Source organism: Micromonospora sp. NPDC048898 (assembly GCF_043198035.1).
Lineage (GTDB): Bacteria > Actinomycetota > Actinomycetes > Mycobacteriales > Micromonosporaceae > Micromonospora.
The window spans coordinates 430,572-450,255 of record NZ_JBICUF010000004.1 but is presented as its reverse complement, the minus strand read 5'-3'; the positions used below and the strand labels follow the sequence as shown (position 1 = coordinate 450,255).

Below are 19,684 nucleotides of genomic sequence, written 5' to 3'. Positions count from 1 at the left end.
GTCCGGAAGCGGGGCCAGTGAGCATGACCCACTACAAGAGCAACCTGCGGGACCTCGAGTTCAACCTGTTCGAGGTCTTCGGTGCCGACCGGTCGTTCGGCCAGGAGCCATACTCGGACCTCGACGCCGACACCGCCCGCAGCTTCCTCGCCGAGCTGGACCGCCTCGCGCGCGAGGATCTGGCCGCCAGCTACACCGACAGTGACCGCAACCCGCCGGTGTTCGACCCGGCCACGCACACCGCGCCGCTGCCGGCGTCGTTCAAGAAGTCCTACCAGGCATTCATGGACTCCGAGTTCTGGCGGCTCGACCTCCCGCCGGCGTTGGGCGGCACCAACGCGCCGCGTGCCCTCTGGTGGGCCCTTGCCGAGTTGGTGCTCGGTTCGAACGCCCCCGTCTGGATGTACGCCTCTGGCCCGTCCTTCGCGCACGTGCTGCACGTCGAGGGCACCGAGCGGCAGAAGACGTGGGCCAAGCTCTTCATCGACAAGCAGTGGGGCTCCACCATGGTGCTCACCGAGCCGGATGCCGGCTCGGATGTCGGTGCCGGCCGCGCCCGTGCGACCCAGCAGCCGGACGGCTCGTGGCACATCGAGGGCGTGAAGCGCTTCATCACCTCGGGTGAGCACGATCTGAGCGACAACATCGTGCACTACGTGCTGGCCCGCCCGGTGGGCGTGGAGGGCGTCGGCGGCCCGGGCACCAAGGGCCTGTCGCTCTTCGTGGTGCCGAAGTTCCACTTCGACGAGACCACCGGCGAGCTGGGCGAGCGCAACGGCGTCTACACCACGAACGTCGAGCACAAGATGGGCCTGAAGGTCTCCAACACCTGCGAGCTGACCTTCGGCGAGCACGGCGTACCGGCCAAGGGTTGGCTGCTCGGCGACAAGCACGACGGCATCCGGCAGATGTTCATGATCATCGAGTACGCCCGGATGCTGGTCGGCACCAAGGCCATCGCCACCCTCTCCACCGGCTACCTCAACGCCCTGGAGTACGCGAAGAGCCGGGTGCAGGGCGCCGACCTGATCCAGCAGGCGGACAAGACCGCCCCACGGGTCACCATCACCCACCACCCGGACGTGCGCCGTTCGCTGCTGCTGCAGAAGTCGTACGCCGAGGGTCTTCGTGCCCTTGTTCTCTACACCGCCACCTGGCAGGACAAGGTCGCGATCGCCGAGGCCGCCGGCGACGAGAAGGCCACCAAGCTGGCCAAGCGGGTCAACGACCTGCTGTTGCCTCTGGTCAAGGGCGTCGGTTCGGAGCGGGCGTACGAGATGCTCGGCCACGAGGCCCTGCAGACCTTCGGCGGCTCCGGGTTCCTGCAGGACTACCCGCTGGAGCAGTACGTTCGCGACGCGAAGATCGACACCCTGTACGAGGGCACCACCGCCATCCAGAGCCTGGACCTGATCTTCCGCAAGATCGTCCGGGACAACGGCAAGGCGCTGATGGCGGTCGCCGGTGAGATCCAGGAGTTCATCTCCTCCGAGGTCGGCAACGGTCAGCTCAAGGAGGAGCGGCAGGCGCTCGGCAAGGCGCTGGCCGAGATCCAGAACATCCTCGGCGTGCTGACCGGCTGGCTGGGCGAGGCGCAGGGCGGTGACACCCGGGCGCTCTACAAGGTCGGGCTGAGCAGCCGTCGGTTCCTGCTGGCCACCGGTGACCTGATCGTCGGCTGGCTGCTCCAGAAGCAGGCCGACGTGGCGTTGAAGGCGCTGGCCGGTGAGGTCACCGCCAGCGACAAGGCGTTCTACACCGGCAAGGTGGCCGCCGCCCGCTTCTTCGCCCGCGAGGTGCTGCCCCGCATCGGGGCCGACCGGCGGATCATCGAGGGTGCCGACCTCGACATCATGGACCTCCCGGAGGAGGCCTTCTAACTCGGCACGCCTGACGATCCCGGGTCGCATCGCGGCACGCGGCACCGACATCGACGGCCGGTGGGGCACCCGCCCCGCCGGCCGTCGCCGCGTCCGTGAGTGGGGGTGGGTCAGCCCCGCACGCGGCGAGGGCGGGCAGGTATTCGGCAAGGCTGGCCGGGTATGCCGGCGGCGTGGCGGGTAACCGTCGCGTGACCTCGAAAGGGAACGCCCAGAGCCACCGCACGGGGGAGTGCAGCGCACATGGGTGTAGGAAGCGGCATTTTTCTCATCGCGATCGGCGCGATCCTGACCTTCGCACTGAGGGCCAACGTCTGGTGGATCGACGTGCGGGCGGTCGGCTGGGTGTTCATCCTGGCCGGGCTGGCCGTACTGCTGACCACTGTCTGGTTCTGGCAGGACCGCCGCAAGCGGGCCCGGACCCTCATCGTGGAGGAGAACCGGCTCTCCCATCCGACGGCGATGATGCCGCCGCCGCCGGACCCACCGCCACCGACCGCGCCGCCGTCCTGAGCCGGCACGTGCTCCTGAGCCACCCGTCGTGATCGAGGGTGGCTCAGTCGCGTGCGGTGTGCCGTGCCGTGATCGGCGCTCCCGCCCGAGCCAACTCCGCCCAGGCGAACCGGCCACGGTGCACCGCCACTTCGGCGGTCCGCAGACCGTCATCTGGCGCACCCTCCGGATCGAGGAGAGCCGAGAGCAGCGAGATGCCCGGATTGTGGGCAATCAGCAGCGCCGTGCGGGCCGCCGGGTCGACCGTGCGGACCAGCGCCAACAACTCCTCGGGATGCGCGTCGTACGCGCCGGGCTCATAACGGACGGTCGGGCGAGGACCGGTCGGGCCGCCCTCCGGCGGCGTACCGGTCATCCCCATCGCCACCCCGTGCCAGGTCTGCCGGGTGCGTCTGGCCGTCGAGCAGATCACCACGTCGGGCAGCAACCCGTGGTGCGCCAGCCAGAAGCCAGCCGCTGCCGAATCCGCGTCCCCGCGTGCGCTGAGCGGGCGCTGGGCGTCGTCTGCCGCGTCGTTGCCCTGCTCGGCCTTCGCGTGCCGCAGCAACACCAGTGTCCGGGTCTCGGGGTCGGTGTCCGTCATGCCCTCAGCTTGCCCGATTGGCGATCTCCGCGCCGGGGTAAGTCAATGGATGCCGCACCCCTACCGACGGCCGCGGCGCGTCGTACGCCAGGTTAGAGCCGAGGAGCGAGACATGGGCATTGGTGGCAGCATCTTCTTGATCGCGTTCGGCGCGATCCTCGCGTTCGCCGTGGAAGCCGACCTGGGCTGGCTGAACCTGTCCGTGGTCGGCTGGGTGCTGATGCTGGCCGGTGTGGCCGGCCTGATCACGACCCTCTACTTCTGGAACAGCCGCCGCCGCACCGTGGTCGCCGCGCCGGTCCGCGAGCAGCGCGTGGTGGCGGACCGGGTCGTGCCGGTCCAGAACGACCAGGTCGTGCAGGAGTACCGCGAGGTGCGTCGACCGGGCCGTCCGGTCTGACCCTCGCCCACACACTCCGGGGCCCCGCAGCGTCGCGGGGCCCCGGCTCGCGTGTTGGCCCGGCGGCGACCCCGCCAAGATCAGGTGAGCAGCGCGAAGTAGATCGCGATGTGGTGGCAGAGCGCCGCCAGCAGAGTGCAGGCGTGGAAGAACTCGTGGTGACCGAAGACGGTCGGCCACGGATTGGGCCGGCGCAACGCGTAGAAGACCGCTCCCGCGCTGTAGATGGCGCCACCGGCGATCAGCAGCACGAGTGCCGCGACACCGCCGCCGTGCAGGATCTCCGGCAGCATGGCCACCGCCACCCAGCCCAGCGCCAGGTAGAGCGGCGCGGACACCCAGCGCGGCACGTGCGGCCAGACCACCTTGAGGGCCACGCCGGCCAGTGCGCCACCCCAGACCAGGGCCAGCATCACGGTGGCCCGCCGGGGCGTGAGCAGCAGCAGGCAGAGCGGTGTGTACGTCCCGGCGATGAACACGAAGATCATCGAGTGGTCCATCCGGCGCATCACCTGGTAGCCGCGCTCTGACCACACACGACGGTGGTAGAGCGCGCTCGTGCCGAAGAGCCCGCACACCGTGAGGCTGTAGATCAGGCAGCCGACCAGGGGCGCCCACCCCGGACGGGTGGCGGCGATCGAGCAGAGCACGACACCGCAGACCAGGGCGACGAAGAAGGCGTACGTGTGGAGCCAGCCGCGCATTCGGGGCTTACCGATGTCGACCGGCTTCAGGCGAAGCGGGGCGGAGGTACTCACGCAGTCAGGTTACGGCACCGTAGGTTACTTAGAAGTAGTGGCGTTGGTGACACCTGGCACCGTCATCGTGAACTCCGTATCGGCACGACATCGGCGAGGATGAACGGATGCGGATCCGACCCGTCGGGGCGCACGCCCTGCTCCTCGACTGCACCGCCCCCGCCGACGTTCCCGAAGCCACGCTTGTCGAAGCCTGGCGGGCCGAGTTGTGGCGGCGTCGCGAGCAGGGCGAACTACTCGCCGTCGAGATCGTGCCAGCGGCCAGCACCGTCCTGCTCGACGGCCTGCCCGACCCGGCCGTCACGATCGAGCAGCTCACCCAATGGGCTGCCAACGTCCGCCACGCCACCCGTGCCAACGCCGCCGCCGAGCGCGCCGCCGCCGAGCGCGCCGCCGCCGAGCGCGCCGCCGCCGAGCGCGCCGCCGCCGAGCGCGCCGCCGCCGAGCGCGCCGCCGCCGAGCGCGGCGACGGCGAACGCGGCGACGGCGAACGCGGCGACGGCGAGCGCGGCGACGGCGAGCGCGGCGACGGCGAGCGCGGCGCCGAGGAGCGCGGCGGCGGGGCGGAGGTCGTCGTTCCGGTCGAGTTCGATGGGCCGGACCTGCCGGCGGTGGCCGAGCACTGGGGCCTACCCGTGCCAGCGGTGCTGCGTCGGTTGACAGGCACCCGGTTCCGGGTCGCGTTCTGCGGTTTCGCCCCCGGGTTTCCCTACCTGACCGGGCTGCCCGCCGAGTTGGCGCTGCCCCGGCTGGCCACTCCTCGCGCCCGGGTGCCGGCCGGGTCGGTCGCTCTGGCCGGGCCGTACGCAGGCATCTACCCGAGCGCGTCTCCCGGCGGCTGGTTGCTGGTCGGCCGGACCGAGTTGGTCCTGTTCGACGTGTCCGCCGATCCGCCGGCCCGGCTCGGCCCGGGCACCCTGGTCCGGATGGTGGCAGCGTGACCCGCTCGGCCGCTGTCGAGGTGCTCCGCGCCGGCGCGTTGACGACTGTGCAGGATCTGGGGCGGCCCGGCTGGGCGCATCTGGGCGTACCCCGGTCCGGTGCCCTCGACCCGGCGGCTCTGCGCTTGGCCAACCGGCTGGTCGGCAATCCGGAGCACGCCGCCGGCCTGGAGATCACCCTGTCCGGCTGCACACTGCGGCTGACCAGGGCCACCACGGTGGCGGTCACCGGTGCCGAGGTGACGGTCCAGGTGGGCGACCGGCCCGGTGACGTTGGGCGTCCACTCAGCGTGCCGGCGGGGACGGTGTTGCGGATCGGTTTCGCCCGACGGGGCGTACGGAGTTGGTTGGCGGTGGCGGGCGGTGTCGACGTGTCGCCGGTGCTCGGCAGTCGGGCCACCGACACCCTGTCCGGGCTCGGCCCGCCTGCGCTGCGCGACGGCGACCTGCTGCTACTCGGTGAGCCGTGCGGGGCACCCGCTCCGGTGGACCTGACCGTCTGCCCCTCGCCCCCGCCGGAGCTGCACCTGGTGCTGCGCCTCGGCCCTCGCGAGGACTGGTTCACGCCTACCGCGTTCGACAGGCTGTTCGGCACCGCGTACACCATCAGCCCGGTGAGCAACCGGGTCGGCGCGCGGCTCGCCGGCGCGCCGCTGCCCCGCGCGGTGGCCGGCGAACTGCCCAGCGAGGGCATCGTGCTCGGCGCGGTGCAGGTGCCGGCGGACGGACAACCCCTGATCTTCCTCGCCGATCATCCGACCACTGGCGGATACCCCGTCATCGGGGTGGTCACCGACGTGACCCCGCTCGCGCAGGCCCGGCCAGGGACTACCGTCAGATTCCATGGACCTCAACGCTGACCTGGGCGAGGGATTCGGCATCTGGCGACTCGGCGACGACGAGGCGCTGCTGAGCCTCGTCACCTCCGCCAACGTCGCCTGCGGTTTCCACGGCGGTGATCCGTCCACCATGCGGCGGGTCTGCGAGGGCGCCGCGCGGCGCGGGGTCGCCGTGGGCGCGCAGGTCGGTTACCGGGACCTGGCCGGCTTCGGCCGGCGGCACATCGCGTACGACTTCGCCGAGCTACGCGACGAGGTGACCTACCAGGTGGGGGCGCTTGACGCGTTCTGCCGGTTGTTCGGCACCCGGGTGCGCTACCTCAAACCGCACGGCGCGCTCTACCACGCGGCCAGCACCGACGAATCCCAGGCGGCGGCGGTGGTCGCCGCGGTCAGTGGCTACGACCCCGAGCTGCCCATCCTCTGCCTACCCGGCTCGACGCTCGCCCAACTCGCCGTCGGCGCGGGTCTGCCGGTCGTCGCGGAGGCCTTCGCCGACCGCGCCTACCTGCCCAACGGGGCACTGGTGCCACGCGGCACCCCCGGCGCGGTGATCACCGACCCGGAGCAGGTGGCCGAACGGGCGGCGCGGATGGCCACCGAACGCAGCGTGGTGGCTGTCGACGGCACAGTCATCCCCTGCTCGGTCGACTCGATCTGCGTACACGGCGACACCCCCGGTGCGGTCTCCGCCGCCGAGCTGGTCCGCGCCACCCTGATCGACGCCGACATCACCCTGGCCCCGTTCGCGTGAGATCGGAGGGGCCCACCCGGGCCCCTCCGATCACCTCAGGCGTCCAGGCCGCGCAGCACCAGCGGCAGTCGGGTCACGGCGCCGTCGACGACCCGCACCGGTACGCCCCAGTCCTGCCGGGTCAGGTGGCAGGCCGCGTGTTCGATGTCCGCGTCGCAGGTCGCCGCCTGGGCGGTCACCTGCAACACCCCGGCGGTGACCTCGGCGTTGAGCACCAGCCGACGGGACAGCTCGGTGCCCGTGCCGGCACCGTCGACCAGTAGTTCCGGCGGAGACGCGGACACCACCAGTCGGGTCGACGGCCCGAACGTCTCGTCCAGCTTCTGCCCCGGCGCCGGGGTGAAGACGATGTCCAGGGTGACCTCACCGGCCGCGACATCTGTCGGCTTGCGCTCGGTGCGGTGCCGGGGCCCGTCGACAGTGCTGGCACCCGCCGCCGACAGGGCACCCGGGGCGAGCCGGGTCAGCCGGTGCGCGGCGGACTCCACGACCAGCACCTCACCGGCCGGGGTGAGCACCAGGTCGCTCGGCTCCGCCAACCCGTCGGCGACCGTGGAGACCTGGTTGGTGGCCGGGTCGAAGCGGCGAACCGCACCGTTGTACGTGTCCGCGACCAGCACCGAACCGTCCGGCAGCGCGCACACACCCAACGGGTGTTGCAGGAGTGCCGACTCCGCCGGACCGTCCACGTGCCCGAAGTCGAACAGGCCCTGCCCGACGGCGGTGCCCAGCACACCGTTCTCGACGTACCGGAGGGAGCTGGTCTCGCTGTCGGCGATCCAGAGCCGGGCGCCGTCGGTGGAGACGGACAACCCCGACGGCTGCGCCATCCACGCCTCGGCCAACGGGCCGTCCCGCAGCGCCTCGACTGTGGTGCCGGCGTACATGCCGGCGGTCCGCTTGATCGGGTCGAACCACCAGAGCTGGTGGATACCGGCCATCGCGATGATCAGCTTGTCGTCGTACCAGGCCAGATCCCACGGGGAGGAGAGATCCACGGCGAGCGCGTCGTGGGCGTGGTCGTCGACCTCGGCGCGCCACTGCCGGCCGCTGCCGGCCACGGTGACCACCTCGCCGGACTCCAGCCGTACGCCGCGCAGCAGGTGGTTGACCGTGTCGGCCACCACCAGGTCGTACCCGGCCACCTCGGCGACGTGCGTGGGCAGCAGGCACACCCCCTGCGGCTCGGAGAACGTCGCCTCGGCACCCGACCCGTCGGCCCGGCCCCGCTCGCCCGAGCCGATCCGCCGAACCGGCGTCTCGCCGTCCGGGGCCACCTCGACCAGGGAGTGCCGGGCCGAGTCCGAGACCAGCAGGTTTCCGGTCGGCAGCAGCACCGCCTTACCGGGGAAGCGCAGCGCCGTCTCCGGGGCCGGCGGCGGAACGTACGGGCCGTCACCCCGGTGCAGGGTGCCCTTGGCCTCGTGGGTGGCGATCAGCTCGTCGATCAGGCGGGCCAGCCCCTCGGCATGACCCTCGCCCGCCATGGTGGCCACCACGTAACCCTCCGGGTCGATCACCGACAGGGTCGGCCAGGCGCGGGCCGCGTACTGCTGCCACATGTCCATCTCGGGATCGTCGAGTACGGGGTGGTGCACCCCGTACCTTTCGACGGCGGCGACGAGCGCGTCAGCGTCCTTCTCGTGCTCGAACTTCGGCGAGTGCACACCGATCACGACGAGCACGTCGCCGTACTTCTCCTCCAACGGGCGCAGCTCGTCGAGCACGTGCAGACAGTTGATACAGCAGAACGTCCAAAAGTCCGCGATTACGATCTTGCCGCGAAGGTCCTGCAAGGTCAGATTCCGTCCACCCGTGTTGAGCCACTGGCGGCCCCGCAGTTCGGGCGCACGTACGCGCGCTGTCGTTCCCATGCCTCTCAGCCTGCCACGCGTCACGGGCCCCGCCGCCGTGACCCGGACGACAGGCCGCCGAGACGCTTTCTGGACGGGTTGCGGGGAGCCGTCGCGTGCGAACCGCAGGCGGAGGGCGGGGCTAACGGGCCTCGGCCCACCCGACGAAGCGGGGCGTCAGGTCGGGAAGCACGGTGCCCGGGTTGAGTTTGGCCAGGTCGGCAACCGCCTCCTCCTGGACCTTCGTCAGGTGCGCCAACAGCCCCGGTCGATCGTTGCGGTACTCACCGAGGAGGCGCAGCTTCGCGGCCGAGCAGGGCCAGAGGATGCCGCAGGCAGGGCAGCGCCAGGAGGGCCTGATCGGGAGGTGGTCCTCAAGTCTCACCATCAGCCGACCCTCAGCGGGGCGCGTCGAATCGGACGACGGGGCTCGCTGGCGGTGCGTGCGGCCTGCGCCAGAACCTGCACCCCACCGCGCATCACGAACAGCTCCCGCCGAGCCACCGCGTCACCGGCGGCATTCAGCTCGTAGGCCTCGATCCAGACCCACCCTTCGTAGGTGTACCGCTCGGGGAACTCGCGAATCACCCGCACATTGATCGGGCGAAGAAACTGCGCGCTCGCCGCGGTGGTCAGGCGGACCAGGTCGCCGGCCCTCATCTCCCCCATCATCTCGACACCCACCGACTGGCCGGGACGCGGTTGCGCCGCTCCACCGGCGGGACCGGGAACGGCCCGACCGGGACGATGGTCCCGGGCGGCCAGGGGGTAGGTGGTGGTGTCAACCGCTCAGGCTGCGGATTGGGCTTCGGTTCGGGTGGCTTGTCCGGCACGCGCGCTCTCCCTGCTCGTAGCTGTGGGAAGGGGCCGCCCTCGTGAAGTGCCCACCAGAGGGCGGCCCCGTACAACGTGACCGGCGGCTCTGCGCTTCAGCCGGCCACGTCGTGTATGCCCACCCTTGCGGAGGGTTGCCTACCAAACACACCCCGTAGGACTATGGACATAGGACGTAACTGCCAAACCACTATGGGGGCGGTATGAATCGAGCGGTACTGGCGGCAATGGCTGCTACCGGCCACACGACCGACAGCCTCGCGGCGCAGACCGGGGCCGATCCAAAGACCGTCGCGCGGTGGGCAAACCCGGGACGGATTCCGCAGCATCGGTACCGAACCCGGGTCGCGGAACTGCTTCGGCGCGAGGTCGGCGAGTTGTGGCCGGACGTCATACGCCGTGAGCCGGACTGGTTCCGCCAGTGGGCCGACCATGAGCGCGAAGCCACCGCCTTGCGCTGGTACGAGTCGTCAGTGCTTCCCGGGCTGCTTCAGACCGCCGACTACGCCCGCGCGGTGCTCGGCAGCAGCCCGACAGCGGCCGGCGACGTTGCGGGCTCCGTCGAGACTCGGCTTCAACGGCAGGCCGCAGTCTTCGACCGCCCACAGCCGCCGCTGACCGTGTTCGTCATCGACGAGGCAGCGCTACGGCGCGGCGATCCCGACGTGATGGCCGGTCAACTCGACCACATGATCGCGCTCGCGGCGCGGCCGACGGTCATGATTCATGTGCTGCCGCTGCGGGCGGGTTTCCACCCCGGACAGGCGGGCCCGTTCATCATCGCGACGGACAAAGACGGGGAAGACGTCGGATATCTCGACGACCAGGCCGCAGGGCACATCACTAATGACGTTGCTCCGCTATGGGCAGTGTGGGATACCGTGAGGTCAGTTTCGCTCCCGCGAGACCAGACCATCGACCTGATGAGAGCGCGAGCATGGATGACCTGACCAGCGCCCCGCAGTGGCGCACGAGCACCCGCAGCAGCTCGAACGGTGGGGCGTGCGTGGAGGTCGCCGATAACCTCCCCGGCGTCGTGCTCGTTCGCGACACCAAAGACCGCGACGGCGGAACGTTGACCTTCGGCCCCGCTGCGTGGCAGGGCTTCGTCAGCTTCGCGAAGGCCCACGGCCCCATCGCCTGACAGCATCGCAAAGATGCCCCCGGCATTCGCGTCGGGGGCATCTTTGCGTCTCAGTAGGAGTCGCCTCACGGGTTCAAAGCGGCCCCGTGTAGCTCCTGTAGGTAGGTGTATGCGGACCGGAGCAAGCGGCCGGTCGCCTGGGCGGCCTCAGCGGTGGAGAGCGCCGGTTTAACGGCGACCAGAGAAGCCGGGGTTTGTAGATCAAAACGCGTCGGGCAGGAGAATCGCGCCGATCTTGCACTTTCTGTCGTTGATTTCGGCGGGAATGCCCCCTGATGTCTGGGCAGAAAGTGCAAGATCGCGGGGCAGGCTCGGCGATCATGGCGTGGAGTGCCTGGTTTGGTGTTGCACGGGCGCTTTGTCGTCCGGCACAGTTCCATGATCGGCGAGGCAGTGCCCGTGACAGTTCTCTCGGGCTCGGTGATTACAACGGCCTGCAGAGCGTCTACGGCCCCTAGAGCTACGGTGATCAGATGGTAATCAAAGCTCTTCGCTCGACCTTTGCGATAGCGCTGGTGTCCATCACTCTGACCGCCTGCCCGTCAAGTGGCAACAGCAGCGAGGTCTGTGTATCGCCCAGCCCAGGCATCTCGCCGCCGCCATGCCATGACATGCCGACCGCTGTCGTCGATCAACCCTGAGGGACCGCCGGGAAGCCGTAGTTGAGGCATCCCGGCGGCGCCGGTGGCTTCCGGACCAATAACAACTCCAGCGCTAGCCAAAGAGGATGCCGTTCCGGGCTCAAAGCGTTTACACCCGGCCGTCCTGACCAGCGCTGAAGTTGCTATTTCGCTGGCCCACCCCGGCGCTAAACGTAGTAGAATCACCACGAACGCTTTGGGCGCCCTCGGGCCACCAGAGTTCTGGCTCCTAACTTTGGATGGCGCTCACCGACTTCGGTGGGCGCCATTCCGGTTTCCCGGCCCCTTTCCAGCACGTCCGACGTGGAGACGGGCCGCCAGCGCCCTACGCCGTCCCGGCGCCCAGCGTCCAGGGCGCTGACCCTCGTTTCGGAAGTGGGCACGCCGCGCGTGCCTGACGCCACCGCACCGCCCCGTAGGATTCCGTTCATGAGTTGCTTCGCCGCTTGGCGCACCCGCCGCTGAAGGTCGGCTCGCCGCCGTTCCGGCTGCTTGCTGGCCATCTGATGCCCGGTTTGTTGGCTTTCAGAACCTCAGCTTGAGAGGCACACTCAGATGCGTATCCGTTCGTTTCTTCAGCATGACCTGGCCCGGCTCACCGAACTGACCATCGAGACGTTCGGGCCGTTCTATGAAGACTCCTTCCGCCCCCTCGTGGGCGACGTCGTTTTCACCAACCAGCACGGCGACTGGCGCGACGACTACGTCAAGCAGGTCGCCGGGCTCCACGACCCCGCCGAGCACCGGTACGTCGCGGTCGCCGAGATCGACGGCGTCATCGCCGGCTACGTGGCCTGGGCGGTAGAGCCTGAGCGCAGAAATGCCAGCGTCACGATCCTCGCCGTGTCCGCGCAGCACCGCCGGCTCGGCGCGGGCACCGTGCTGTCTGAGCACGCGTTCGCCGCGATGCGGGAACTCGGTGCCGAGGTCGTGACTATCGGCACGGGCGGGGACGGTTTCCATGCGCCCGCCCGAGCCCTGTACGAAACGCTGGGTTGCACGCCCCTGCCGGTCGCCGTCTACTACCGGGAACTCTGATCCGGTGACGCGCTACTCGTGCCCGGAGCTGCGCGTTCGCTAGTCGCCGTCGCGGCGGATACGACGACGGCGGGGCCACGGTTGCCCGTGACCCCGCCGTCGGTCGAGTTACTGCCCGGCCGGCTTGAGGCAGAGCACCCGGTTGGCGCCGCTGCCTGGCAGCACCACGTGTGGCTGTGTCGTGTCGGTGCACTTCTCCTTGGCGTCCACCCTGGAGACGATGGAGAAGGAGCCCGCCTCGCCGCAGGTTGCCGCCGAGGCACCACCCTGACCGGACTGCTTCACGCAGCTGCCGACCGCCGGGTCGAACGGCGCCGGGTCGTCCTTGCCGACCTTGCCGAGGAGCAGCAGCAGGCCGAGCGGCACCGCCAGGATGAGTACCGCGGCGATCAGTACCGCGGCCAGCACCCGGCCGTTGCGTACCTTCGGCGTCGGTAGCTCCGCCTTGGGGCTGTCGGCGGCGTCCGGCTTGAACGAGTCGAACCGGCCCTGATCCGACTGGCCAGGCTCCTGGCCCCAGGACGGTACGGGCTGCTGCGGGGGCGGGAAGGCCGGCGGGAAACTGCCGCCCGGCACCGACTCGGTCGCCGGCCCACCGAACCCCGGCCCACCGAACCCCGGCCCACCGAACCCTGGCCCGTCGGAACCCGGCCCGCCAAAGTTCGGCGCGCCGTAGGTCGACGTGCCGCCGACCGCGGCGCTGCCGGCGGCGGGTGGGCCGCCGAACTGGTCGGCCGGCCGCTCGGCACCCCCGTGCGGCCGGGTGCCGTTCACCGGCCGGTTGTTACCCGGCGTGTCGACGAAGGACGGCACACCCGGAGGGAACGCCGGAGGCGGCGACGAGGCCGCACCGAACGCGTTCGGTGCGGGCTGCCGGTCGTCGAAGCGCGGCTCGGCGGAGGGCTCGCCGCCCCAGCCGGGGCCGAGCTGCCGCGGCGGCTCGTTCTGCCAGTCCGGTGCGCCCTGCCGCGGCGGGTCGTTCTGCCAATCCGGGGCGGCCTGGCGTTGGGAGTCGCTCTGCCAGTCGGGTGCGCTCTGCCGCGGCGACTCGTTCTGCCAGTCCGGTGCGGCCTGGCGGGGCGGGTCGTTCTGCCAGTCCGGTGGGCCCTGGCGATCGGTAGCCGGGTCGGCCTGGAACGCCTCCGGCTCCGGCTCGTTGTCGGGCTCGGGTCGCGCCGGCCGGCCGTACACCCGGGGTTGGGGTGTGGCCGTGCCGGTCGGACGGATGGCCTGGTCGGTCGGGGGCATCACCCGGCTGGCCAGCGGCACCGAAGCGCTTGCCGTGGCCTTGGCCGCCGCGCCGGCTGCCGACTCGGCGTCCGACACCGGCACCACCGCGCGGCCCGCTCCGGCCTCCGGAGAGGTACGCGGTGCGGGCACCACCGCGCTACTCGGGTGAGCGTCCTCGGCGCGGCCCCAACCGGCCGGGTCCGCCTCGTACTGTGCGGCGACGTCCGGTGTCTCCCGCTCGGGGTACGCGGGCTGCTCGGGGATCGGTGCGAACTGGGCCTGGGGCACGTAGTCGGCCGGCGGTGCAGCCGCCAGGCTGGCGCCGGGCACGCGCTGCTCCTGCGGAGGCAGCGGCACCGCGTTCGCCGGTGAGATGCCCGGCGCGGGACCGGGTTGGTAGGCCGGTGCCTCGTCGCCGCGGTCCGCCTCCCAGCCGCCACGGGCCTGGGCGGAGGCTTCCGCTTCGGCGCGACCCCACACCTCGCCGGGTGCCCACGGCTCGACCTCGGCCGCACCATCCCTGCCGGGCGCGCTGACACGGGAGGGAAGGCCGCTCTGCTGCGCCGGCGCGGGCTGATCCTGTGGCGACAGCACCCAGTCGGGCTGCTGCGGACGGCTCTCGGCCTCGCCCCAGGCGGCCGGCTGCGCGGGCTGGTCCTGCCGTGCGTCGCCGTCACCCCGCCCGGCGGGCTGCGCCTGCTGCTGGGCGGCCCAGCCACCGGAGCGGGCCGGGTCGTCCGACCCGGGCCAGTTCGTCGCCGGGGCCGGCACCTGGGCCGCGCCACGGGCCGCGTTCGGTTGGGCCGCCTGCCCCCACGCGGGGGCGGACTGCTCGGCCGGCTCGGCGGGCTGGCCCCAGGCCGGCGGCGACTGCTCGGCAGGCGTCCACCCGGGCTGGTCGTCGCGTCCCGCCGCGCTGGCGGGCCAGCCGCCGCTGCCGGACGCCTCGTCCTGCTGGGCGCCGCCGGACCAGTTGGCGGCCTGCGGCGACTCGGGCTGCGGCGACTCGGCACCGCGCCACTCAGCGGCAGGCGGGTTGGCCGGCGCCGCGCCACCCCAGCCGCCGGCGTTGGCCGGGTCCTGCTGGGCGGGCCAGGCAGCGGTGGCCGGAGGCACCTGCGCGGCGCCCCGCGCGGGCGGCTGGGCCCAGTCGGGCTGCTCGGCGGCGTTCGGGGTCCAGGTGGGGGCGGGCGCGCTCTGCTCAGCCGGCGTCCAGCCCTGCTGTGGCTGCGCGGCCCAGGCTGGCTGCGCCGGAGCCGGTGCGCTGTCGCCGCCAGGCCAGGTGCCGGGCTGCTGCTGCGGAGGCTCGCTCGCGCCACCGCCGGCCGCCCACGCCGGCTGCGCCGGGTCGTTGGGCTGCGGGGCGGCGGTGCCCCACGTGGGCTGCGCCGAGTCGTTGGCCTGCGGGGCAGCGGTGCCCCAGGCGGGCTGCGCCGGGTCGTTGTGTTGCGGAGCAGCGGCGGCACCCCAGGCAGGGGCCGGTGGTTGCTCGGACTGGGTGGCCCATGCCGGCGTCGACGCGTCGGACCGCGTCGGTGGCGGGGGCGCCCAACCCAGGTCTGGGCCGGTGGCGTTGTGGCCGTTGTCCGGCTGCGCCGGGCGGTCGCCGTACGGCGCCGGTCCGCCGGCGCCCGGTGACACCTCGTCCGGCTCTTGGCCGGTGCGGTGCGGGCCCTCGGACGTCATGGGTGCGCCTCCTCCATCACATGTCGGCTCGCCGGTGCCGATCGGTCTCCTCGGCATGGCTGCCGGCGTCACCGGCATACCGCTGTGCCGGCTCCCCGCACGGTATCGGGTGGTGGCACGGCACGTCCAAGGAGCACCGGTCGTCACTCCCCGTATCCGGTTGGTGTCGAGCTGCTTCGGTTGGCTCGGCCTCTGCCGGGTCGGCGGGCGGCGACCGAAGCCCACCGTACCGGGCGTCGCGGCAGGGCGGAATCCCGGTGGCGGGTGGCCGGAACGCCGATGGCCCACCCGGCGGGCCGGGTGGGCCATCGATCTGGAGGAGGTGAGGAAAGTCGTGGAGCGTCAGCTCATGTGACGCTGGGCGATGACGAGGATTTCCTCGCGAACTGCCGGCGAGTTCGCCGAGCGCAGCGCGTGCTCGATGGCACGGGCGCGGCGGGTGGCGTCGCGGTGGTTGCGGATTCGCTCGATCATGCTCATTGGTGGGTCCCCCTAGCTATTCGGTTGTCAGCCCCTGATGTGTCTATTCAACCGCAGAACCCCGGGAACTTCCATCGATTATTAGGTGAGCTGGGACACCCGCCTAACAATCGAAGGTCAACAGGCTGCTTGGCCGACGCTTCCGTTGCCGAAACGACACGGCCGGTGTGCCGGGTGTTAACCCGTGGCACACCGGCCGTGGCTGGCGTCTCGAACCGATCAGGTCCAGGCGAGCAGCGCCGCCTCCGGGTCCGCGAGGAAGTCGCCGATGTCGCGCAGGAACTTCGAACCCAGCTCACCGTCGATGATCCGGTGGTCGAAGCTCAGCCCCAGGGTGGTGACCTGGCGGACCTTGACCTTGCCCTTGTGCACCCAGGGCATCTCCCGCACCGCGCCGAAGGCCAGGATCGCGGACTCACCCGGCGGCAGGATCGGAGTGCCGGTGTCCACCCCGAACACGCCGACGTTGGTGATGGTCAGGGTGCCGCCGGACATGGCCGCCGGCGAGGTGCGCCCGGACTTCGCCGTCTGCACCAGGTCGGTCAGCGAGTCCGCCAACTCGCGCAACGAGAGTCGGCCGGCGTCCTTGATGTTCGGCACGATCAGGCCCCGCTCGGTGGCCGCCGCGATGCCGAGGTTGACGTACTCCTTCACCACGATCTCGTCGCCGGCCCACGTCGAGTTGACCATCGGGTGACGCCGCACCGCCAGCAGCACCGCCTTCGCCACCAGCAGCAGCGGCGAGACCCGTACGTCGCGCCACTCCCGCCGGCCGCGCAGCCGGTCCAGTGCCTTCATCGCCCGGGTCACGTCGACGGTCAGGAACTCCGTCACGTGCGGGGCGGTGAACGCCGAGCGGGACATGTTCTCGGCGGTGAGCTTGCGGACCCCCTTGACCGGGATACGCTGCTCCCGGTCCGCGCCGAAGCTGGGAGCCGTCGTCACCGCGAGTGGCTCCGCCACCGCGACCGCGCCGTTCACCGCCCGGTGTACGTCCTCCCGGGTGATCGAGCCCAGCGGCCCCGACCCGGTCACCGTGCCGAGATCAACCCCAAGATCCTTGGCAAGCTTCCGCACCGGCGGCTTGGCCAACACGGCCCCGCCACTCGCCCCGCCGCTCGCCCCATCGCGTCGATCATGGACTTGTGGTGCCGGAATCGTGGGGATCGCGGCTGGTTTGTCACCCACCACAACTCCATGATCGACCCCAGCGGGGGTGGCGGGCTGGGCGGGGACGGGGGCGTTCTTGCGGGGGCGGCGTTTTGCGGCCGTCGTTCGTGGGCCGTAGCCGACGAGCACCGCCGTCCGACCGCCCGGGGCGGCACCGCCGATCAGGCCCGGCTCCACCATGCCCTCGGCCGGGGCCAACTCCACCGCAGCCAGCGAGGCCGCCGACGGGGTGGGCAGGTCGCCGCTCGGCGTGGCGGTGGTCGACGGCGCCTCCAGCGGGCCGGCGCCCGGGTCGGTGTCGATCGCGATGATCGGCGTACCGACCTCGACAGTCGTGCCCTCCGGGTGGTGGATCGCCTGCACCTGCCCGGCCCACTTCGCCGGGATCTCCACCGCCGCCTTGGCCGTCTCGACCTCGACGATCGGCTGGTTCAGCTCGATCGTGTCGCCGACCTTGACCAGCCAGGCCAGGATCTCGCCCTCGGTCAGCCCCTCGCCCAGGTCGGGCAGGTTGAACGTCTTGATCCGGGACATGGCGCTCACCAGCCGAAGGTGCGGTCGACGGCGTCGAGCACCCGGTCGAGATCGGGCAGGTATTCCTCTTCGACCCGGGCGGCCGGGTAGGGGGTGTCGAAGCCGGTCACCCGCAGCACCGGCGACTCCAGGGAGTAGAAGCACTCCTCGGTGATCCGGGCGGCCAACTCGGCGCCGAGGCCGAGGTTCGACGGAGCCTCGTGCACCACGACCGCACGGCCGGTGCGCCTCACCGACTCGTACGCCGCCGCCAGGTCCAGCGGGGAGAGCGAGCGCAGGTCGATGACCTCCAGCTCCCGGCCGTCCTCCGCGGCGGCGGTCGCCGCGTCCAGGCACGTCCGCACCATCGGCCCGTAGGCCAGCACGGTCACGTCCGTGCCGGGCCGCACCACGCGGGCCGAGTGCAGGGGGTACGCCTCGGACAGCGGCGCGTCCAGGTCCACCTGCCCCTTCTCCCAGTAGCGCCGCTTGGGCTCCAGGAAGACGATCGGGTCGTCCGAGGCGACGGCCTGCTGGATCATCACGTACGCGTCCTGCGGGTTGGAGCAGGTCACCACCTTCAGGCCGGCCGTGTGCGCGAAGTACGCCTCGGGCGACTCGGAGTGGTGCTCGACCGCGCCGATGCCGCCGCCGTACGGGATGCGGATCACCATCGGGATGTTGAGCTTGCCGCCGGAGCGGTAGTGCATCTTCGCCACCTGCGACACGATCTGGTCGTACGCGGGGTAGACGAAGCCGTCGAACTGGATCTCGCAGATCGGCCGGTAGCCACGGATGGCGAGACCGACGGCGGTGCCGATGATGCCGGACTCGGCCAGCGGGGTGTCGATCACCCGCTGGTCGCCGAAGTCCTTCTGGAGGCCGTCGGTGATCCGGAAGACGCCGCCGAGCTTGCCGACGTCCTCGCCCATGATGATGACCTTGGAGTCGTTCTCCAGGGCGCGGCGCAGGCCGGTGTTGAGGGCCTTGCCGATGGTGAGCGTCTCCGTGGCCATCAGTGGGCGCTCCCCTCGAAGGACTCCATGTAGCGGCTGAACTGCGCACGTTGCTCGTCGAGCAGCGGGGAACCGTTCGGGTAGACGTGGTCGAACATCGTCACCGGCTCCGGGTCGGGCATGTCGAGCACCCGCTCGCGCAGGTGCACCGACTCGCGGCGGGCCTGCTCGTCGACGTCGGCGAAGAAGGCCGCGTCGGCGATCTGCTGCTTCTCCAGGAAGGCCTTGACCCGGGTGATGGGGTCCTTGGCCTGCCACGCCTCGACCTCGCTGGCGATGCGGTAGCGGGTCGGGTCGTCGGAGGTGGTATGCGCGCCCATCCGGTAGGTGTACGCCTCGATCATGCTGGGGCCCTGCCCGTGGCGGGCGTTGTCCAACGCCGTGCGGGTGACCGCGTACGAGGCCAGCACGTCGTTGCCGTCCACCCGTACGCCGGGGAAGCCGAAGCCGGCGGCCCGCTGGTAGAGCGGGACGCGGGTCTGCCGCTCCAGGGGCTCGGAGATCGCGTACTGGTTGTTCTGGCAGAAGAAGACGAGCGGGGCGTTGAACACGCTCGCCCAGACGAACGCCTCGTTCACGTCGCCCTGGCTGGTGGCCCCGTCGCCGAAGTAGGCGATCGCGGCCTCGCCGTCGTCGGTACCGGTCTTGCCGTCCATGGTGATGCCCATGGCGTAGCCGGTCGCGTGCAGGGTCTGCGCGCCGATGACGATCGTGTACATGTTGAACTTGAACTCGTTCGGGTCCCACCCGCCCTGGTCGACACCGCGGAACAGACCGAGCGGCATGATCGGGTCGATGCCCCGGCAGTAGAGGACGCCGTGCTCCCGGTAGGTCGGGAAGGCCATGTCCTGCGTCCGCAGCGCCCGCCCCGATCCGACCTGCGCGGCCTCCTGGCCGAGCAGGCTGGCCCAGAGGCCCAACTCGCCCTGGCGCTGGAGCGCGGTCGCCTCGGCGTCCAGCTTGCGAACCAGCACCAGATCGCGGTAGAGGCCGCGGTACTCCTCGTCGGTGAAGTCGACGCGGTATTCGGTGCCGTCCGGCCCGGTGACGCTGTCGATCCGTTCGCCGTCGGGGGTGAGCAGCTGCACCAGCTCGGGGTCGCCGGCCGTGCCCTTCTTGGAGCGGGGTGCCGCCCGCCTGCCGCGGGTGGTGCCCCCGGGGTCGCCCTTTGCCATCGGTCTCTCCCTGTCGTGTCTGCGTCGGCACCGGGGGTAATCCGGCCACGCAACTCGTGCGCCTGTCCGGCTTCTGCCGGACCGGTTCCTGGCGGCCGCGCCTAGCCCCGGTGGGGGTTGCCGCACGGCGTGAGCCGGGTTCTGGCCGAACCCGGATCGGGAGCGCCGGCGCCGGGCCGCGCCTGCCGCGAGGGTGCGCGGAGGTCACGGCTGCGTTGCCGTCGTGCTCCATATTC

General features: G+C 71.2%; 19 protein-coding genes. 9 read left to right on the top strand and 10 right to left on the bottom strand.

Features of this window, described 5'->3' with window-relative positions; genetic code table 11:
- The first annotated feature begins 23 nt into the window (after positions 1 to 23).
- Positions 24 to 1,880: an acyl-CoA dehydrogenase gene (locus ACGFIQ_RS15135; protein WP_393244039.1), complete on the top strand. Its 1,857-nt coding sequence runs from the start codon at positions 24 to 26 to the stop codon at positions 1,878 to 1,880.
- A 243-nt stretch (positions 1,881 to 2,123) separates the two neighbouring features.
- Positions 2,124 to 2,393 carry a DUF6458 family protein gene (locus ACGFIQ_RS15130; RefSeq protein WP_030487564.1) on the top strand — a complete coding sequence of 90 codons (270 nt, stop codon included), beginning with the start codon at positions 2,124 to 2,126 and terminating at the stop codon, positions 2,391 to 2,393.
- Between the two features lie 43 nt (positions 2,394 to 2,436).
- Here ACGFIQ_RS15130 and ACGFIQ_RS15125 read toward each other — a convergent pair whose 3' ends face one another.
- On the bottom strand, positions 2,437 to 2,976 hold the full coding sequence (locus ACGFIQ_RS15125; protein ID WP_393243840.1) for a SixA phosphatase family protein: 540 nt from the start codon (positions 2,974 to 2,976) through the stop codon (positions 2,437 to 2,439).
- A gap of 112 nt (positions 2,977 to 3,088) precedes the next feature.
- On the opposite strand from ACGFIQ_RS15125, the gene ACGFIQ_RS15120 reads away from it, so the two are divergent.
- Entirely contained in the window at positions 3,089 to 3,376 is a 288-nt protein-coding gene (locus ACGFIQ_RS15120) for a DUF6458 family protein (protein WP_393243838.1), read from the top strand.
- Positions 3,377 to 3,456: 80 nt separating this feature from the next.
- Here the strand turns inward: ACGFIQ_RS15120 and ACGFIQ_RS15115 are convergent, their stop codons facing one another.
- Positions 3,457 to 4,134 (bottom strand): hemolysin III family protein, encoded by a 678-nt coding sequence (locus ACGFIQ_RS15115; protein WP_393243836.1) that lies wholly within the window; start codon positions 4,132 to 4,134, stop codon positions 3,457 to 3,459.
- A 107-nt stretch (positions 4,135 to 4,241) separates the two neighbouring features.
- Here ACGFIQ_RS15115 and ACGFIQ_RS15110 point away from each other — a divergent pair, with 107 nt between their 5' ends.
- The 3 genes from ACGFIQ_RS15110 to ACGFIQ_RS15100 are packed head-to-tail and all read left to right on the top strand — an operon-like array spanning position 4,242 to position 6,668.
- Entirely contained in the window at positions 4,242 to 5,075 is an 834-nt protein-coding gene (locus tag ACGFIQ_RS15110) for an allophanate hydrolase subunit 1 (RefSeq protein WP_393243834.1), read from the top strand.
- Positions 5,072 to 5,935 (top strand): biotin-dependent carboxyltransferase family protein, encoded by an 864-nt coding sequence (locus tag ACGFIQ_RS15105; RefSeq protein ID WP_393243833.1) that lies wholly within the window; start codon positions 5,072 to 5,074, stop codon positions 5,933 to 5,935. The genes ACGFIQ_RS15110 and ACGFIQ_RS15105 overlap by 4 nt, the downstream gene beginning before the upstream one ends.
- Entirely contained in the window at positions 5,919 to 6,668 is a 750-nt protein-coding gene (locus tag ACGFIQ_RS15100; RefSeq protein ID WP_393243831.1) for a LamB/YcsF family protein, read from the top strand. The genes ACGFIQ_RS15105 and ACGFIQ_RS15100 overlap by 17 nt, the downstream gene beginning before the upstream one ends.
- Before the next feature lie 35 nt (positions 6,669 to 6,703).
- Here the strand turns inward: ACGFIQ_RS15100 and ACGFIQ_RS15095 are convergent, their stop codons facing one another.
- From ACGFIQ_RS15095 to ACGFIQ_RS15085, 3 genes are all read right to left on the bottom strand, one after another.
- The gene (locus ACGFIQ_RS15095) at positions 6,704 to 8,542 is read right to left on the bottom strand and encodes an NHL domain-containing thioredoxin family protein (protein ID WP_393243829.1); all 1,839 of its coding nucleotides are present in this window, start codon (positions 8,540 to 8,542) and stop codon (positions 6,704 to 6,706) included.
- A 121-nt stretch (positions 8,543 to 8,663) separates the two neighbouring features.
- Positions 8,664 to 8,909: a flavin reductase gene (locus ACGFIQ_RS15090; protein WP_393243827.1), complete on the bottom strand. Its 246-nt coding sequence runs from the start codon at positions 8,907 to 8,909 to the stop codon at positions 8,664 to 8,666.
- Positions 8,909 to 9,181 carry a hypothetical protein gene (locus ACGFIQ_RS15085; protein ID WP_393243825.1) on the bottom strand — a complete coding sequence of 91 codons (273 nt, stop codon included), beginning with the start codon at positions 9,179 to 9,181 and terminating at the stop codon, positions 8,909 to 8,911. Before ACGFIQ_RS15085 ends, ACGFIQ_RS15090 begins: the two co-directional genes overlap by 1 nt.
- Positions 9,182 to 9,558: 377 nt before the next feature.
- On the opposite strand from ACGFIQ_RS15085, the gene ACGFIQ_RS15080 reads away from it, so the two are divergent.
- The 3 genes from ACGFIQ_RS15080 (at position 9,559) to ACGFIQ_RS15070 (ending at position 12,178) form a co-directional block, all read left to right on the top strand.
- Positions 9,559 to 10,305 carry a DUF5753 domain-containing protein gene (locus ACGFIQ_RS15080; protein WP_393243823.1) on the top strand — a complete coding sequence of 249 codons (747 nt, stop codon included), beginning with the start codon at positions 9,559 to 9,561 and terminating at the stop codon, positions 10,303 to 10,305.
- Positions 10,293 to 10,499: a DUF397 domain-containing protein gene (locus tag ACGFIQ_RS15075; protein WP_393243821.1), complete on the top strand. Its 207-nt coding sequence runs from the start codon at positions 10,293 to 10,295 to the stop codon at positions 10,497 to 10,499. Before ACGFIQ_RS15080 ends, ACGFIQ_RS15075 begins: the two co-directional genes overlap by 13 nt.
- 1,196 nt (positions 10,500 to 11,695) lie before the next feature.
- The gene (locus tag ACGFIQ_RS15070; RefSeq protein WP_393243819.1) at positions 11,696 to 12,178 is read left to right on the top strand and encodes a GNAT family N-acetyltransferase; all 483 of its coding nucleotides are present in this window, start codon (positions 11,696 to 11,698) and stop codon (positions 12,176 to 12,178) included.
- A 108-nt stretch (positions 12,179 to 12,286) separates the two neighbouring features.
- Here ACGFIQ_RS15070 and ACGFIQ_RS15065 read toward each other — a convergent pair whose 3' ends face one another.
- The 5 genes from ACGFIQ_RS15065 to pdhA form a co-directional block, all read right to left on the bottom strand.
- A complete protein-coding gene (locus tag ACGFIQ_RS15065; protein ID WP_393243817.1) occupies positions 12,287 to 15,094 on the bottom strand; it encodes a hypothetical protein in 2,808 nt (935 codons plus the stop codon).
- A 342-nt stretch (positions 15,095 to 15,436) separates the two neighbouring features.
- The gene (locus ACGFIQ_RS15060) at positions 15,437 to 15,574 is read right to left on the bottom strand and encodes a hypothetical protein (protein WP_165435866.1); all 138 of its coding nucleotides are present in this window, start codon (positions 15,572 to 15,574) and stop codon (positions 15,437 to 15,439) included.
- A 219-nt stretch (positions 15,575 to 15,793) separates the two neighbouring features.
- Entirely contained in the window at positions 15,794 to 17,278 is a 1,485-nt protein-coding gene (locus ACGFIQ_RS15055; RefSeq protein WP_393244037.1) for a dihydrolipoamide acetyltransferase family protein, read from the bottom strand.
- A gap of 5 nt (positions 17,279 to 17,283) precedes the next feature.
- Positions 17,284 to 18,273, bottom strand: coding sequence for an alpha-ketoacid dehydrogenase subunit beta (locus tag ACGFIQ_RS15050; protein ID WP_393243815.1), 990 nt, complete (start codon positions 18,271 to 18,273; stop codon positions 17,284 to 17,286).
- Positions 18,273 to 19,448 carry a pyruvate dehydrogenase (acetyl-transferring) E1 component subunit alpha gene (pdhA, locus tag ACGFIQ_RS15045; protein WP_393243813.1) on the bottom strand — a complete coding sequence of 392 codons (1,176 nt, stop codon included), beginning with the start codon at positions 19,446 to 19,448 and terminating at the stop codon, positions 18,273 to 18,275. The genes ACGFIQ_RS15050 and pdhA overlap by 1 nt, the downstream gene beginning before the upstream one ends.
- Positions 19,449 to 19,684: the final 236 nt, after the last annotated feature.